At 41.5% G+C, this 14,186-nt stretch carries 11 protein-coding genes; all 11 read left to right on the top strand.

Translation table 11 applies throughout. The features are described 5' to 3' along the window. Window positions 1-22: 22 nt before the first annotated feature. The 11 genes from pgsA to ACTJJQ_RS03265 all read left to right on the top strand — a co-directional run bounded on the left by pgsA (window position 23) and on the right by ACTJJQ_RS03265 (window position 14,093). On the top strand, window positions 23-604 hold the full coding sequence (pgsA, locus tag ACTJJQ_RS03315) for a CDP-diacylglycerol--glycerol-3-phosphate 3-phosphatidyltransferase (protein WP_008344688.1): 582 nt from the start codon (window positions 23-25) through the stop codon (window positions 602-604). Window positions 605-620: 16 nt separating this feature from the next. Next, entirely contained in the window at window positions 621-1,871 is a 1,251-nt protein-coding gene (locus tag ACTJJQ_RS03310; protein WP_007499480.1) for a competence/damage-inducible protein A, read from the top strand. Window positions 1,872-2,048: 177 nt separating this feature from the next. After that, window positions 2,049-3,092 (top strand): recombinase RecA, encoded by a 1,044-nt coding sequence (gene recA / locus ACTJJQ_RS03305; protein ID WP_007499478.1) that lies wholly within the window; start codon window positions 2,049-2,051, stop codon window positions 3,090-3,092. A gap of 300 nt (window positions 3,093-3,392) precedes the next feature. Continuing rightward, complete coding sequence (gene rny, locus ACTJJQ_RS03300; RefSeq protein ID WP_003211958.1) at window positions 3,393-4,955, top strand: ribonuclease Y; 1,563 nt, start codon at window positions 3,393-3,395, stop codon at window positions 4,953-4,955. 89 nt (window positions 4,956-5,044) lie between these two features. After that, entirely contained in the window at window positions 5,045-5,839 is a 795-nt protein-coding gene (locus tag ACTJJQ_RS03295; RefSeq protein WP_008344680.1) for a TIGR00282 family metallophosphoesterase, read from the top strand. A 202-nt stretch (window positions 5,840-6,041) separates the two neighbouring features. After that, window positions 6,042-6,302 carry a stage V sporulation protein SpoVS gene (gene spoVS, locus ACTJJQ_RS03290; protein WP_003211281.1) on the top strand — a complete coding sequence of 87 codons (261 nt, stop codon included), beginning with the start codon at window positions 6,042-6,044 and terminating at the stop codon, window positions 6,300-6,302. Window positions 6,303-6,505: 203 nt separating this feature from the next. Then, on the top strand, window positions 6,506-9,550 hold the full coding sequence (locus ACTJJQ_RS03285; protein WP_440599948.1) for an efflux RND transporter permease subunit: 3,045 nt from the start codon (window positions 6,506-6,508) through the stop codon (window positions 9,548-9,550). A gap of 178 nt (window positions 9,551-9,728) precedes the next feature. Then, entirely contained in the window at window positions 9,729-10,793 is a 1,065-nt protein-coding gene (gene tdh, locus ACTJJQ_RS03280; RefSeq protein ID WP_178896756.1) for an L-threonine 3-dehydrogenase, read from the top strand. Then, entirely contained in the window at window positions 10,790-11,971 is a 1,182-nt protein-coding gene (locus ACTJJQ_RS03275; protein ID WP_123766738.1) for a glycine C-acetyltransferase, read from the top strand. The genes tdh and ACTJJQ_RS03275 overlap by 4 nt, the downstream gene beginning before the upstream one ends. Window positions 11,972-12,130: 159 nt before the next feature. Next, entirely contained in the window at window positions 12,131-13,657 is a 1,527-nt protein-coding gene (gene miaB / locus ACTJJQ_RS03270; RefSeq protein WP_007499471.1) for a tRNA (N6-isopentenyl adenosine(37)-C2)-methylthiotransferase MiaB, read from the top strand. Between the two features lies 1 nt (window position 13,658). Beyond that, a complete protein-coding gene (locus tag ACTJJQ_RS03265; protein WP_008344661.1) occupies window positions 13,659-14,093 on the top strand; it encodes a RicAFT regulatory complex protein RicA family protein in 435 nt (144 codons plus the stop codon). Window positions 14,094-14,186 lie beyond the last annotated feature (93 nt).

Raw genomic sequence — 14,186 nt, 5'->3', positions numbered from 1 at the left:
CTTTATTGGAGGATTGGAATTCATGTTTAACTTACCGAATAAAATTACTCTTTCTAGGATCGCCTTGATTCCTGTGTTTATGTTGATTATGCTTGCTCCATTAGATTGGGGTGTTGCGCGCTTTGGTGACGTCAGCATCGAAGTCACTCACCTTGTTGGAGCGATCTTGTTTATTGTCGCTTCGACAACCGACTGGATTGATGGTTACTATGCACGTAAGCTCAATTTAGTCACAAACTTTGGTAAGTTTTTAGATCCGCTTGCAGATAAATTGCTTGTTTCAGCGGCTTTAATTATACTTGTTCAATACAATCTCACACCGGCATGGATGGCAATTGTAATCATTAGCCGTGAATTTGCTGTAACAGGTCTAAGGCTTGTCTTAGCTGGAGGCGGTGAAGTGGTCGCAGCCAATATGCTTGGAAAAGTGAAGACGTGGGCGCAAATCATTGCGATTTCGGCACTTCTTTTGCATAACCTGCCGTTTGAACTTGTATCATTCCCATTTGGTGATCTTGCTATGTGGGTAGCGGTGTTCTTCACTGTTGTCTCAGGCTGGGATTACTTTGCGAAAAACTGGGAAGCCTTAAAGAATTCTAACTAAAAAGGACGTGTACGCTTTGAAGTCAGAGAGAAAAGCAGAAATTATTGCAGTCGGTTCCGAACTTTTGCTAGGGCAAATTACGAATACGAATGCACAATTCATCAGCAAACAACTAGCTGAAATTGGTGTGAATGTTTATTACCACACAGCTGTTGGTGACAATCCAGAGCGTTTAAAAAGGGCCATTCAAGTGGCACAGGAAAGATCAAATTTTATTATCTTCTCAGGTGGTCTTGGACCAACGAAAGACGATTTAACAAAAGAAACCATTGCGAGTACGCTCGGTAAAGAGCTTGTGCTAAATGAAGAAGCATTTGAGTCTATTCAAGAATACTTCCGTAAAACCGGACGTGATATGTCGCCGAACAACCGTAAACAGGCGCTCGTTCTAGAGGGATCTGATGTGCTCGTAAACCGTTTCGGAATGGCACCTGGCATGTTTATACAAGAGGGAGATACGTTTTACATTCTGCTCCCTGGACCGCCAAGTGAATTGCACCCGATGTTTGAAAACGAAGCGAAGCCGCTTATTTCTGAAAAACTTGGCCTAAAGGAAAAAATCGTGTCTGTAGTCTTGCGTTTCTTTGGCATCGGTGAATCTCAACTGGAAACAGATCTTGAAGATTTAATTGATGCACAGACCAATCCAACGATTGCACCGCTTGCAGCTGACGGGGAAGTGACGCTAAGGCTGACAGCCAAGCATGAGGATGAAAAAGAAACAGAGCGTCTGTTAAAAGAAACAGAAGCACAAATTTTAGAACGGGTCGGCGAGTACTTCTACGGATATGGTGATACATCTCTGGCCTTTGAAGCTTCAAAGGCCTTGCATGAACACGGGAAAACAGTAGCAGCGGCTGAAAGCCTGACTGGTGGTATGTTTTCAGAGTGGCTGACAGATCTCGAAGGGGCATCATCCATTTTAAACGGCAGTGTGGTTTGTTACACAAATCAAGTCAAGCAGCAAGTGCTGGGCTGCCGTGAAGAAACATTGTCTTCTCATGGTGCTGTTAGCAAAGAGTGTGCGTTAGAGCTCGCAGAAGGCGTTAGAAAACTGACGGGAAGCGATATCGGTATTAGCTTTACAGGTGTGGCAGGTCCTGAACCACACGAAGGACAGCCGGTTGGAAAAGTATTTATCGGGCTATCGACAAAAGATCAGACAGACGTGTTTGAATGGATGTTTACTGGCAGTCGATCAGGCATTCGCAAGCGTGCTGTGAAATATGGTTTGCACCACCTTCTCAAATTATTAAAAGAAAGTTAATTTTGTTTTTTATGAGGTTTACTCCTTTATAAAAGAGCGTTTTTTCTAATAGAAACAGCTCTTTTCTTAAATAATCTGCCAAGAAAAAATCGAATATGTGTTCGTTTTTTTCTTGGCAAATGACGTAAAACAAGGTATAGTATAGATAGTGGAATTGATAAAGGAGGAAACAATAGAATGAGTGATCGTCAAGCAGCCTTAGATATGGCTCTTAAACAAATAGAAAAACAGTTTGGTAAAGGCTCTATTATGAAACTAGGAGAGCAAACAGATACACGTATTTCAACAGTACCTAGTGGTTCGTTAGCACTTGATACTGCGCTTGGAATAGGTGGGTACCCTCGCGGTCGTATTATTGAAGTATATGGTCCAGAGAGTTCTGGTAAAACGACAGTAGCACTTCATGCGATTGCTGAGGTTCAGCAGCAGGGGGGACAAGCTGCATTTATCGATGCGGAGCATGCGCTAGATCCAGTTTATGCTCAAAAATTAGGTGTCAACATTGATGAGTTGTTACTTTCTCAGCCGGATACAGGAGAACAAGCACTTGAAATTGCAGAAGCACTTGTTCGTAGTGGTGCAGTTGATATTGTTGTCATTGACTCAGTAGCTGCTCTTGTACCAAAAGCAGAGATCGAAGGAGACATGGGAGATTCACACGTTGGTCTTCAAGCACGTTTGATGTCTCAAGCACTTCGTAAACTATCTGGTGCTATCAACAAATCAAAAACAATTGCGATCTTTATTAACCAAATTCGTGAAAAAGTAGGGGTTATGTTTGGTAATCCTGAAACAACGCCTGGTGGACGTGCACTTAAGTTCTATTCATCTGTTCGTTTAGAAGTACGCCGTGCTGAACAGTTGAAACAAGGGAACGACATTATGGGGAACAAAACGAGAATTAAAGTTGTGAAAAACAAAGTGGCACCGCCATTCCGTATTGCCGAAGTAGACATTATGTACGGTGAAGGGATCTCGAAAGAGGGAGAAATCATCGACCTTGGAAGCGAACTAGATATCGTACAAAAGAGCGGGGCTTGGTATTCTTATCAAGAGGAACGTCTTGGACAAGGACGTGAAAATGCGAAGCAATTCCTAAAAGAGAATAAAGACATTCTTCTTATGATTCAAGAGCAGATCAGGGAGCACTACGGTTTGGATACAAACGGAGTGAAATCAACTGACGAAGAAGGACAAGAAGAATTGGAATTGAATGACTAAAAAGACGCTGAAAAGCGTCTTTTTTTTACAATTACATAACAGCTAGCGGGTCAAAAGTTCTGTCTTTGCTTGAAATAACGACTTACGCCTTAGTCTGACTAGCTTGACAAGTATTTCCGACACAATTACAATGGGAATGTATCACTTGTTTTTCTTAACATGATTGATAACTAATTTAAACTTGACAAGGGCAGTGAGGATCTCATTCCCTGTGAAGGCCCTGTATGTTGAGACACAAAACAATGTACATGCCGACACTTTATTTGTAAAACCAAGTTCATAGCAAGAGGAGGTGAAAATATGTCGCCTACGATGTTTACGATCATCTCCATTTTGCTGAGCCTAATCTGTTTAGTTGTTGGCTACTTTGTTCGTAAAACCATTGCAGAAGCAAAAATATCCGGCGCAAGAAACATGGCCGAACAAATTGTTGAGGATGCAAAGCGTGATGCGGAAGCATTGAAGAAAGAAGCGCTCTTAGAAGCGAAAGATGAAATTCATTCGTTTCGTGTAGAGGCGGAGCAAGAAGTTCGTGAAAGACGTAATGAGCTTCAAAGACAAGAAAACCGTTTACTTCAAAAAGAGGAAAACCTTGATCGCAAGGACGAATCTTTAGATAAACGGGAGTCCCTGTTGGAGAAGAGAGATCATTCTCTGAATGAACGACAACAACATATTGAAGAGATGGAAAGCAAAGTGGATGATATGATTCGTTTGCAGAAAGCTGAGTTGGAGCGTATTTCTAGTCTAACTCGAGATGAAGCGAAACAAATCATTCTGGATCAAGTTGAAAATGAGCTTTCCCACGACATTGCAGTCATGACGAAAGAATCTGAAAACCGGGCGAAAGAAGAGGCTGATAAAAAAGCGAAAAACATTCTTTCACTTGCGTTACAGCGTTGTGCAGCTGATCATGTAGCTGAAACAACAGTATCTGTAGTCAATCTTCCAAATGATGAGATGAAAGGTCGTATTATCGGACGTGAAGGACGAAATATCCGTACGTTAGAAACGTTAACAGGTATTGACCTGATCATTGATGATACACCTGAAGCTGTCATCTTATCGGGCTTTGATCCGATAAGACGTGAAACAGCGAGGATAGCTCTGGACAAGCTAGTCCAGGATGGACGTATTCATCCTGCACGAATTGAAGAAATGGTGGAAAAATCACGCCGTGAAGTCGATGATTATATCCGCGAGATGGGTGAGCAAACGACATTTGAAGTCGGAGTTCACGGTTTGCATCCGGATCTCATCAAAATTCTCGGTCGCTTAAAATTCCGTACTAGTTATGGACAAAATGTCCTGAAGCATTCAATTGAGGTTGCACATCTTGCAGGTCTCATGGCTTCAGAGCTTGGAGAAGATGCAAAGCTTGCAAAACGAGCAGGTCTTCTGCATGACATTGGAAAAGCCATTGATCATGAAGTAGAAGGAAGCCACGTGGAAATTGGCGTTGAGCTTGCGACGAAATATAAAGAGCATCCTGTTGTCATCAACAGTATTGCATCTCACCATGGTGACCAAGAACCGACATCTATTATCGCTGTTCTTGTTGCGGCAGCCGATGCATTATCTGCAGCACGCCCTGGTGCAAGAAGTGAGACGCTTGAAAATTACATTCGGAGACTTGAGAAATTAGAAGACATCTCTGAATCTTATGAAGGTGTTGAAAAATCGTTTGCGATACAAGCTGGACGTGAAGTGCGTATTATGGTGAAGCCAGATTCAATTAATGATCTTGAAGCTCACCGTCTAGCAAGGGATATTCGTAAGCGGATTGAGGACGAGCTCGATTACCCTGGTCACATTAAAGTGACAGTTATTCGAGAAACTCGCGCAGTAGAGTATGCAAAATAGAGCGGTGCGCTTAGCGCCGCTTTATTTTTTTGTGTAAATATGCAACACTGATAAGAAGATCATTTTATAAGAGAAAGGGTTCAAAACGTATGAAAATATTATTTGTTGGAGATATCGTTGGTTCACCTGGCAGAGATACACTGAAAGAATACTTGCCAAAGCTAAAGAAAAAATATCAGCCACACTTTACGATTGTCAATGGAGAAAATGCGGCTCATGGGAAAGGTCTTACTGAAAAAATCTATCACGAGCTGCTTCAAGCTGGGGCTGATGTGCTCACGATGGGGAACCACACATGGGATAAAAGAGACATTTTCGATTTCATCGATGATGCACCCCATATTGTTCGTCCGGCAAACTTCCCGCAAGGTACACCAGGGAAAGGGCTTACTTTTATTAAAAAACAAGGTAAAGAACTAGCTGTCATCAACTTGCAAGGCCGCACATTTTTACCTCCGATTGACTGCCCATTTCAAAAAGTAGATGAGCTCATAGCAGAAGCTTCAAAACGTACACCGTTTATTTTTATTGATTTTCATGGTGAAGCCACAAGTGAAAAGCAAGCAATGGGTTGGTATACAGATGGCCGTGCATCATGTGTCGTTGGAACACATACACATGTTCAAACAGCAGATAACCGCGTCTTGCCAAAAGGAACTGCTTATATTTCGGATGTTGGCATGACTGGTCCTTATGACGGTATTTTAGGTGTTGATCGGGAAACGATTATTAAACGATTTAAAACGAGCCTCCCTGTCCGTTTTGAAATTGCAGAAGGCCGCACGACATTAAGTGCAGTGATCGTAGAAATTGACGAATCGTCGAAAAAAGCTGTCAAAATTGATCGAATTTTGATAAATGATGACCATATTTTCTTTGAATAAATATTCACATATTTATTTCAGAAAAATATTAATCAGAAAGAAGGAATATGCGCCCTCTATCGTGAATATAGTAAAAATGGTAGGTAGCCTGCTATTTTTGAAAAACATTTTGGGGATGGATTTTCAAAAAAATAGCAACATCTAACAAAGATTGTTCTAATGAACACTCACTTATCCATTGTAAATTTAAGGGGGAGCAAAAATGGAAATTTTAAAAGTTTCAGCAAAGTCAAATCCAAATTCAGTAGCAGGAGCATTAGCCGGCGTTTTACGTGAACGCGGTGCAGCGGAAATACAGGCTATCGGCGCTGGAGCACTGAATCAGGCGGTCAAGGCTGTCGCCATTGCAAGGGGATTTGTTGCGCCTAGCGGAGTGGATTTGATATGCATTCCAGCCTTTACTGACATTCTTATCGATGGAGAAGAAAGAACAGCAATCAAACTGATTGTTGAACCACGATAATTCTAATTTTATTATTTTCAACCTGCTTACATCATGTAAGCAGGTTGTTTTTGTTTACCGCTATACATTTCTCATATAACATATTTCTTTCACAAAATAGATAGAAAATGACATATTAGAGCTTGCATTTTTTCACCATGATGATAAATTAAGATTAAGTTGAAAATACTTCATCAAAAATAAATATTTAAGTAGGTGAAATAATGATTGAAGCTTTTTTAAAAAGGGGAAAGCTTGTTTTTATTTTATTTTTTATCGTTCTCATTGCTGGAGGTTATTTGTTTACACAGCTTCCTAAACGAGAACTGCCAGAGTTTCAAGCAAATATTGTAACCATTTCGACTGTTTTCCCTGGTGCTGATGCAAAACAGGTAGAAAGTGATGTCACCAATAAGCTCGAGTCGGCCATTTCTGATATCAATGGTGTAGAGAAGACAAGCTCTGTTTCTGCTATTGGTTTCTCAAATATTGTGCTTGAAATTGATGATCAAGCCGATTTTCAAAAGGTGGCAAGTCAAATCAAGAGTGAAACCACAAATGCCGCCTCTTCTTTTCCAGATGGTGTGATGGAGCCAGATGTAAAGGATGAGTTTGGCAATGTGCCAGTTGGTTCTTATATGATTGTAGCAAGTAACTCATCTGATTTAGCAAAAAGTCAGGAATCGCTGCGTGCGTTAAAAGAAAAAGTGGAGGACATCAAAGGTGTTGATGGAGTCGTCATCAAAGGGTTCAATGACAAACAAGCAATATTGAACTTGGATTCAAGTAAACTGGAGGATAACGGGTTAAACGTGACCGATGTCACAAATGCCATCAATCAAGAATTTGACACATCCCCTCTAGGTGACGTCCAGGCAGATGGAGAAAAGGTCAAGCTGTCCATTGATGCCTATGATCGTTTAGATCAAATCAAAAAGATTGAGATCTTCTCAAAAACGAGCCGAGAGCCTGTTACAATCGGTCAGCTTGGTCGTTTAAAAGAAGTAGAAAAAGAGAAAAGTGATATCGTTTCATATAACGGAAAGCCAGCCTATTCATTTACAGTCAATATCAAGCCAGGACTGGATATTCCTAAAATGTATGACAAAGTCAGTGCGGTCATTGAAAAAGAGAAAGAGCTGCCAAATGGTGTGGATTGGATAGACTACTATTCACAAAAAAGTGAAGTAGATGCTATTTTTAACGATTTAATCAAAGAAGCGATCGTGGCTGTCATCGCCGTCATTGTCGTCACCACACTTGGTCTAACCATTGGTGGTGCGTTTATCGTTTCACTTGCGATTCCGCTATCCATAACGATCGGAACCATCCCGCTGCCGTTTTTACAAGTGGACCTTAATCAAATTTCAATTATTGGCTTTATCATTGCCCTAGGGATACTTGTAGATGACGCCATTGTCGTCAACGATAATATTTTAAGGCAGATGAAAAAATACGAAAGTCCGCTTAAAGGAACAATTGCAGGTGTAAAAGAAGTGGCTGGATCCATTTTAACGTCAACACTGGCAGTTGTCTTTGCCTTCTTGCCGCTTGTTTTCCTTTCTGGTGCGAACGGTTCATTTATTCGAGCGTTACCGTCTGTTCTAGTCACAACTGTACTTGCGTCAATGGTTATTTCATTGACACTTGTGCCAGTGTATCAATATACAGCAAACCGAAAAAGAAAGAACAAGAAGATTCAAAAGGAACCGGGCTTTTTAGGCAAACCATTAAAAAGATTAGCTGATTTTTATGCAGATCGAGTACTGACAAACATCGTGAAGCGGCCACTTCTCATTGGATTAAGTGGTTTGCTCGTTGCCACACTTGCCTTTTTGCTTATTTTCGCCACACCATTTGAGTTTTTCCCTGCGGCGAATAAGAAAGAAGTTGTTGTCACTGTGACACTTCCAAGTGAAACAACCTTAGATAAAACAAATGACACATTAGAGAAAATAGAACAAGAGATCAAACAGCAAAAAGGCATTGAAGAGACGGCCATTTTTGCAGGCGGCGGTGTGCCGAACTTGTTTAATGAAAGCATTTCAAACGCAAGTGATCATACTGGTCAGATTGTTGTCAGAGTAGACAATGAGCAGATGACAAGCAAAGCATTGATCGATCGTATGACAGAGCCATTGCGAAAGAAATTTAAAGATGCTGATATCTTTATGAAAACCATTGTTCAAGGTCCGCCAACTGGAGCGCCTGTGACCGTAACCATTGCAGGAGAACAATTTTCAAAGCTCGTGGATGTGAAAGAGAAGCTCACAAAAGAAATGAAAGAAAGCGGAGCGAGCCTGATCACAGACGATGTCAATCAGCCGGTGAAAACCATCTCATTTGAATTAAATCGTGACCGAATGGCAGAGGATGGGCTCACTGCTCAGTTTGTCAGCAGACAGCTTGGCCTTGTTACAGAAGGAATTCCATTAGGCACCTTTAAACAAGGAACAGATGACATCGACCTCGTAGTGAAACAAGACATGAGCACACATCAAAACGGACTGAAGCTAAAAGACATCAAGGTGCCTGTGAGTGCAAATGAAGGTGGCATGCCTCAACTGGAGCCGCTTAGCCGATATGTAAAGGAAAAAGAAACAGAGCAGTATGAAAGCATTCCTCATGAAAACGGGATGCCGACGATCACGTTAAAGGCATATCCTGGTACATCAGATACGTTTAAAGCCGATATGACAGAAGTCATAAATGAAGTTGGGAAAAGCGATGTAGCGAAGAATTTGACCATTTCTCAGGGCGGAGAAAATGAAGATCAAACCCAATTCTTTATTGAAATTAGTCTCTTATTTGGGGTAGTTTTGCTGCTCATTTATGTGACCATCGCTTTCCAATTCAATTCACTCATGCTTCCGCTATTAGTTCTTGGAACGGTTTACTTAGCGATATCCGGAGCCATTATTGGACTATTTGTCACTCAAACGCCGTTTAGCTTTATGGCCACAATGGGGATTGTCTCATTGGCAGGTATTGTTGTCCGAAATGCGGTCGTTTTGTTTGAATTTATTGAACAGCGGCGCAAGCAAGGTCTCGATCAACAGGCAGCTGTGATTGAAGCGGGGAGAGCAAGGATTAGACCTATTTTGCTGACAGCATTTACAGCACTTGTCGCTCTTATGCCCGTTGCTTTAAGTAATGATCCACTCTTTAAGCCGCTAGCGATCTGCATCGTATCAGGTGTCTTTTTCTCAACGATTCTGACACTACTGATTGTGCCGGCTTTATATGTGGCCGTTTCAAAAAAACGCTGACAACTTAAAAGCAAATCTCCGAATAAAAGGAGATTTGCTTTTTTTTTTTAGAAAAATATCTAAAAAAATATGTGGAGTGTTCATTTGTCTTCTCCTGAAAGACAGCGGTATTTACGTCTAAAATAAGACATGATAAGATCGGATTAGGAGAAGTTTTTTAACAAAGGGGTTGTACGTCATGTGTGGAACGATGAAAGCGATTGTCAAAAAAGAAAGCGCTTACGGAGCGGCGATGATGGAAATGCCGATTCCAGAAATAAGTGATCATGAAGTGCTCATCCAGGTAAAGGCTACATCGATATGCGGAACGGATGTGCATATTTATAATTGGGATGATTGGGCGAAGGGGAGAGTCAAAGCACCGTACATTTTTGGTCATGAATTCACAGGGGAAGTTGTCAAAACGGGGAACCAAGTCTCACGAGCAAAAGTAGGGGATTTTGTATCGGCTGAGACGCATATTGTCTGTAATCAGTGTTATATGTGTTTAACGGGTCAGCAGCATTTGTGCAGCGATACGAAAATTTTAGGGGTAGACATTGATGGCTGTTTTGCTGAATATGTCAAAGTACCAGAACAAAATGTGTGGCATAATCCAGCTCAAATGCCAGTGGAACTTGCATCTATTCAAGAGCCGCTTGGAAATGCTGTTCATACAGTTCTGCATACACCTGTTTCAGGAAAGTCAGTGGCGATTTTTGGCTGTGGTCCCATTGGTTTAATGGCGATTGCGGTTGCAAAAGCCTCCGGGGCTGTCCAAGTGTTCGCTGTTGATAAAAATGAATACAGACTGGATCTTGCCCGTAAAATGGGTGCAGATCATATCGTGGATATCGGAAAAGATGATCCTGTTGCCATGATCAAGCAGCTCACGCGGATGGAAGGGGCAGACGTGATGTGTGAGATGTCAGGACATCCCGTTGCGATTAATCAAGCACTCGAAGCTTGTGCAAATGGAGGGAAAGTGAATATACTAAGTTTGCCAGAGCGGCCGGTAACCATTGACATTACGAATCAAATTGTTTTTAGGGGATTAACCGTGCAAGGGATCACGGGGAGAAAAATGTTTGAGACGTGGCGTCAAGTATCTGAACTTTTAAGAACGAATACCATTGATGTACAGCCGGTTGTCACCCATACGCTGCCATTTGAAGATTTTGAAAAGGGATTTGAACTTATGAGAAATGGTACGTGCGGGAAGGTCGTACTGATCATGCCATCATATCAAAGGGGGACGAAATGATGAAAGAATTTACGTATTTACAAGATGAATTGGACACAATGAAGCAGCAAGGCACCCATCAAACACTGAAAGAAATCGATTCCAAACAATCATCCACGGTGACACTAAATGAACAATCCGTCATACAACTCTCTTCAAATAACTACTTAGGTCTCACCTCACATCCAAGGCTGATGAAAGCGGCAAAAGAGGCGATTGATGAATTCGGTGCTGGAACAGGATCTGTACGAACCATTGCTGGAACGATGACAATGCATGAACGGCTTGAAAAAAAGCTCGCAGCTTTTAAAAAGACAGAGGCAGCCCTTGTATTCCAATCAGGCTTTACGACCAACCAAGGGGTCTTATCCAGTATTCTCACAAAAGATGATATTGTCATTTCAGATGAGCTGAACCATGCATCAATCATCGATGGGATTCGCTTAACAAAGGCAGATAAAAAAGTATATGCTCATTCTAATATGGAAGAGCTTGAGAAAATTTTAAAGAAATCGATGAATTACCGCGTCCGTCTTATCGTGACAGATGGTGTGTTCTCAATGGATGGAGATATTGCACCGCTTCCTGAGATTGTAAGACTTGCAGAAACATATGATGCCTTTGTGATGGTAGACGATGCCCATGCGTCTGGAGTACTTGGTGAAAATGGCCGCGGAACAGTGAATCATTTTCAACTTGACGGCAGAGTACATATTCAGGTTGGCACACTTAGTAAGGCAGTTGGTGTGCTAGGCGGTTACGTCGCTGGTTCTGCCGTTTTAATCGACTACTTAAAGCATAAAGCAAGACCATTTTTATTCAGCACCTCACATCCGCCGGCTGTCACAAGAGCCTGTGAAGAAGCTATTGAAGTGCTGTTAGACGAACCGGAGCGCATTGAAACTCTTTGGGAGAACGCTGCCTATTTTAAAGAAAAAGTCATCGGTCTTGGATTTGAGGTGGCACCAACAGAAACGCCTATTATTCCAATGATGATTGGAGACGAGGCACTCACTTTCCGGTTTTCAAAAGCATTAATCGAGCGCGGCGTTTTCGCTCAAGGCATTGCTTTTCCAACTGTAGCGAAAGGAAAAGCGAGAATTAGAGCCATCATCACAGCTGAGCACACAAAAGAAGAGCTTGACCGTGCACTGACAATCATCGAAGAAGAAGCAAAAAAACTGAATATACTTGATTGAGAGAGCTGAGGCTCTCTTTTTCTTTTGATCAAGAGAATTGATGACTGTCCAGATGAATAGACATTTTTCATAGAAAAAACACATATGAATTTATTTTCAATTCACGACAAAATAGTCTATACTGTAGGGTGGAGCTTGGTTTGAAAGGAGTACAAATTCATGAATGAAGAGCAGAGAAAAGCGAGCGGACAAGTAAGTTCATCGGACAAAAAATCCGAGAAGGACTACAGCCAATATTTTGAAGCTGTGTACATTCCGCCTTCCTTAAAAGATGCAAAAAAACGGGGTAAAGAAGAAGTCGAATACAATCAATTTCAAATTGACGAGCGGTTTCAAGGGTTAGGGAACGGCCGCAAGTTTTATATTCGCACATATGGCTGTCAAATGAATGAGCATGACACAGAAGTGATGGCTGGTATTTTTATGGCGCTTGGTTATGAACCAACAAATTCGACTGAAGATGCGAATGTCATCTTATTAAACACTTGCGCCATTCGTGAGAATGCAGAAAACAAAGTGTTTGGAGAGCTTGGTCATTTAAAAGCATTAAAGCGTGAAAAGCCAGATTTAATCTTAGGCGTCTGCGGATGCATGTCGCAAGAAGAATCTGTCGTTAACCGTATTTTAAAGAAACACCCATTTGTTGACTTGATTTTCGGTACCCACAACATTCACCGCCTGCCAGAACTATTATCTGAATGCTACCTTTCAAAAGAAATGGTCATTGAGGTTTGGTCTAAAGAAGGCGATGTGATTGAAAATCTTCCGAGAGCCCGCCAAGGAAAAATTAAGGGCTGGGTGAATATTATGTACGGTTGTGATAAATTCTGTACATACTGTATCGTCCCTTACACGCGCGGTAAGGAAAGAAGCCGCCGTCCGGATGAAATTATTCAAGAGGTCAGACGCTTAGCAGCAGAAGGATATAAAGAAATTACCCTTCTTGGTCAAAACGTGAATGCGTATGGAAAAGATTTTGAAGACATGGAATATGGTCTTGGTCACCTAATGGATGAGCTGCGTAAAATCGATATTCCACGAATCCGTTTTACAACAAGCCACCCGCGTGACTTTGATGATCACTTAATTGAAGTGCTTGCCAAAGGCGGAAACCTTCTCGACCATATTCATTTGCCAGTTCAATCAGGAAGTTCTTCTGTGCTGAAACTCATGGCAAGAAAATACGATCGTGAACGTTACCTTGACCTAGTGCGCAAAATCAAAGAGGCAATGCCAAATGCTTCATTAACAACGGACATTATCGTTGGGTTCCCAAATGAAACAGATGAGCAGTTTGAAGAGACGCTTTCCCTCTATCGTGAGGTTGAGTTTGATGCGGCTTATACGTTCATTTACTCTCCAAGAGAAGGAACACCAGCAGCCAATATGAAAGACAACGTGCCAATGCGTGTAAAAAAAGAACGTCTGCAGCGCCTGAATGCACTCGTAAATGAAATTTCTGCGAAAAAAATGAAGGAATATGAAGGGCAGACTGTCGAAGTATTAGTAGAGGGTGAAAGTAAAAACAACCCTGAGATCCTAGCCGGATATACAAGTAAAAGCAAGCTTGTGAATTTTAAAGCACCAAAAGAAGCGATTGGCAACATCGTCAAAGTGAAAATCACACAAGCCAAAACTTGGTCTCTTGACGGAGAAATGGTTGGAGAAGCTATCGAGGTGAATTAAAATGACGCTTTATTCAAAGAAAGAGATTGTCGAGCGCGCAAGAGAGCTCGCAAAAATGATTTCTGAAACAGAAGAAGTTGATTTCTTCAAAAAAGCAGAAGCGCAAATCAATGAAAATACAAAAATTGCAGCGATCATTAATCAAATTAAGGCGCTTCAAAAGCAAGCTGTGAATTTAAAGCATTATGGCAAACATGAAGCCTTAAAACAAGTGGAAGAAAAAATTGATGCCCTGCAAGAAGAACTGGATGAGATCCCAGTGATTCAAGAATTCAAAGAATCACAAACAGAGGTTAATTCCCTGCTTCAGCTTGTAGCGCACACAATTTCTAATCAAGTAACGGATGAAATCATTCTTTCAACCGGCGGTGACCTCTTATTAGGAGAAACCGGTTCAAAAGTGAAAAACTCATCCCCAAGTTGCTCCATTAAATGAGAAAACCCCGCAGATGCGGGGTTTTTTGTTTTCTGATGTAAGAATTGCATACCTTCTTTCTCCTTCAGCTTCCATCAACCTCAATCTCCCACT

It is taken from the genome of Bacillus sp. 22483 (assembly GCF_052044605.1).
Taxonomy (GTDB): domain Bacteria; phylum Bacillota; class Bacilli; order Bacillales; family Bacillaceae; genus Bacillus; species Bacillus altitudinis.
The sequence above is the reverse complement of the archived record's forward strand: the minus strand, read 5'-3'. Positions and strand labels throughout refer to the sequence as shown.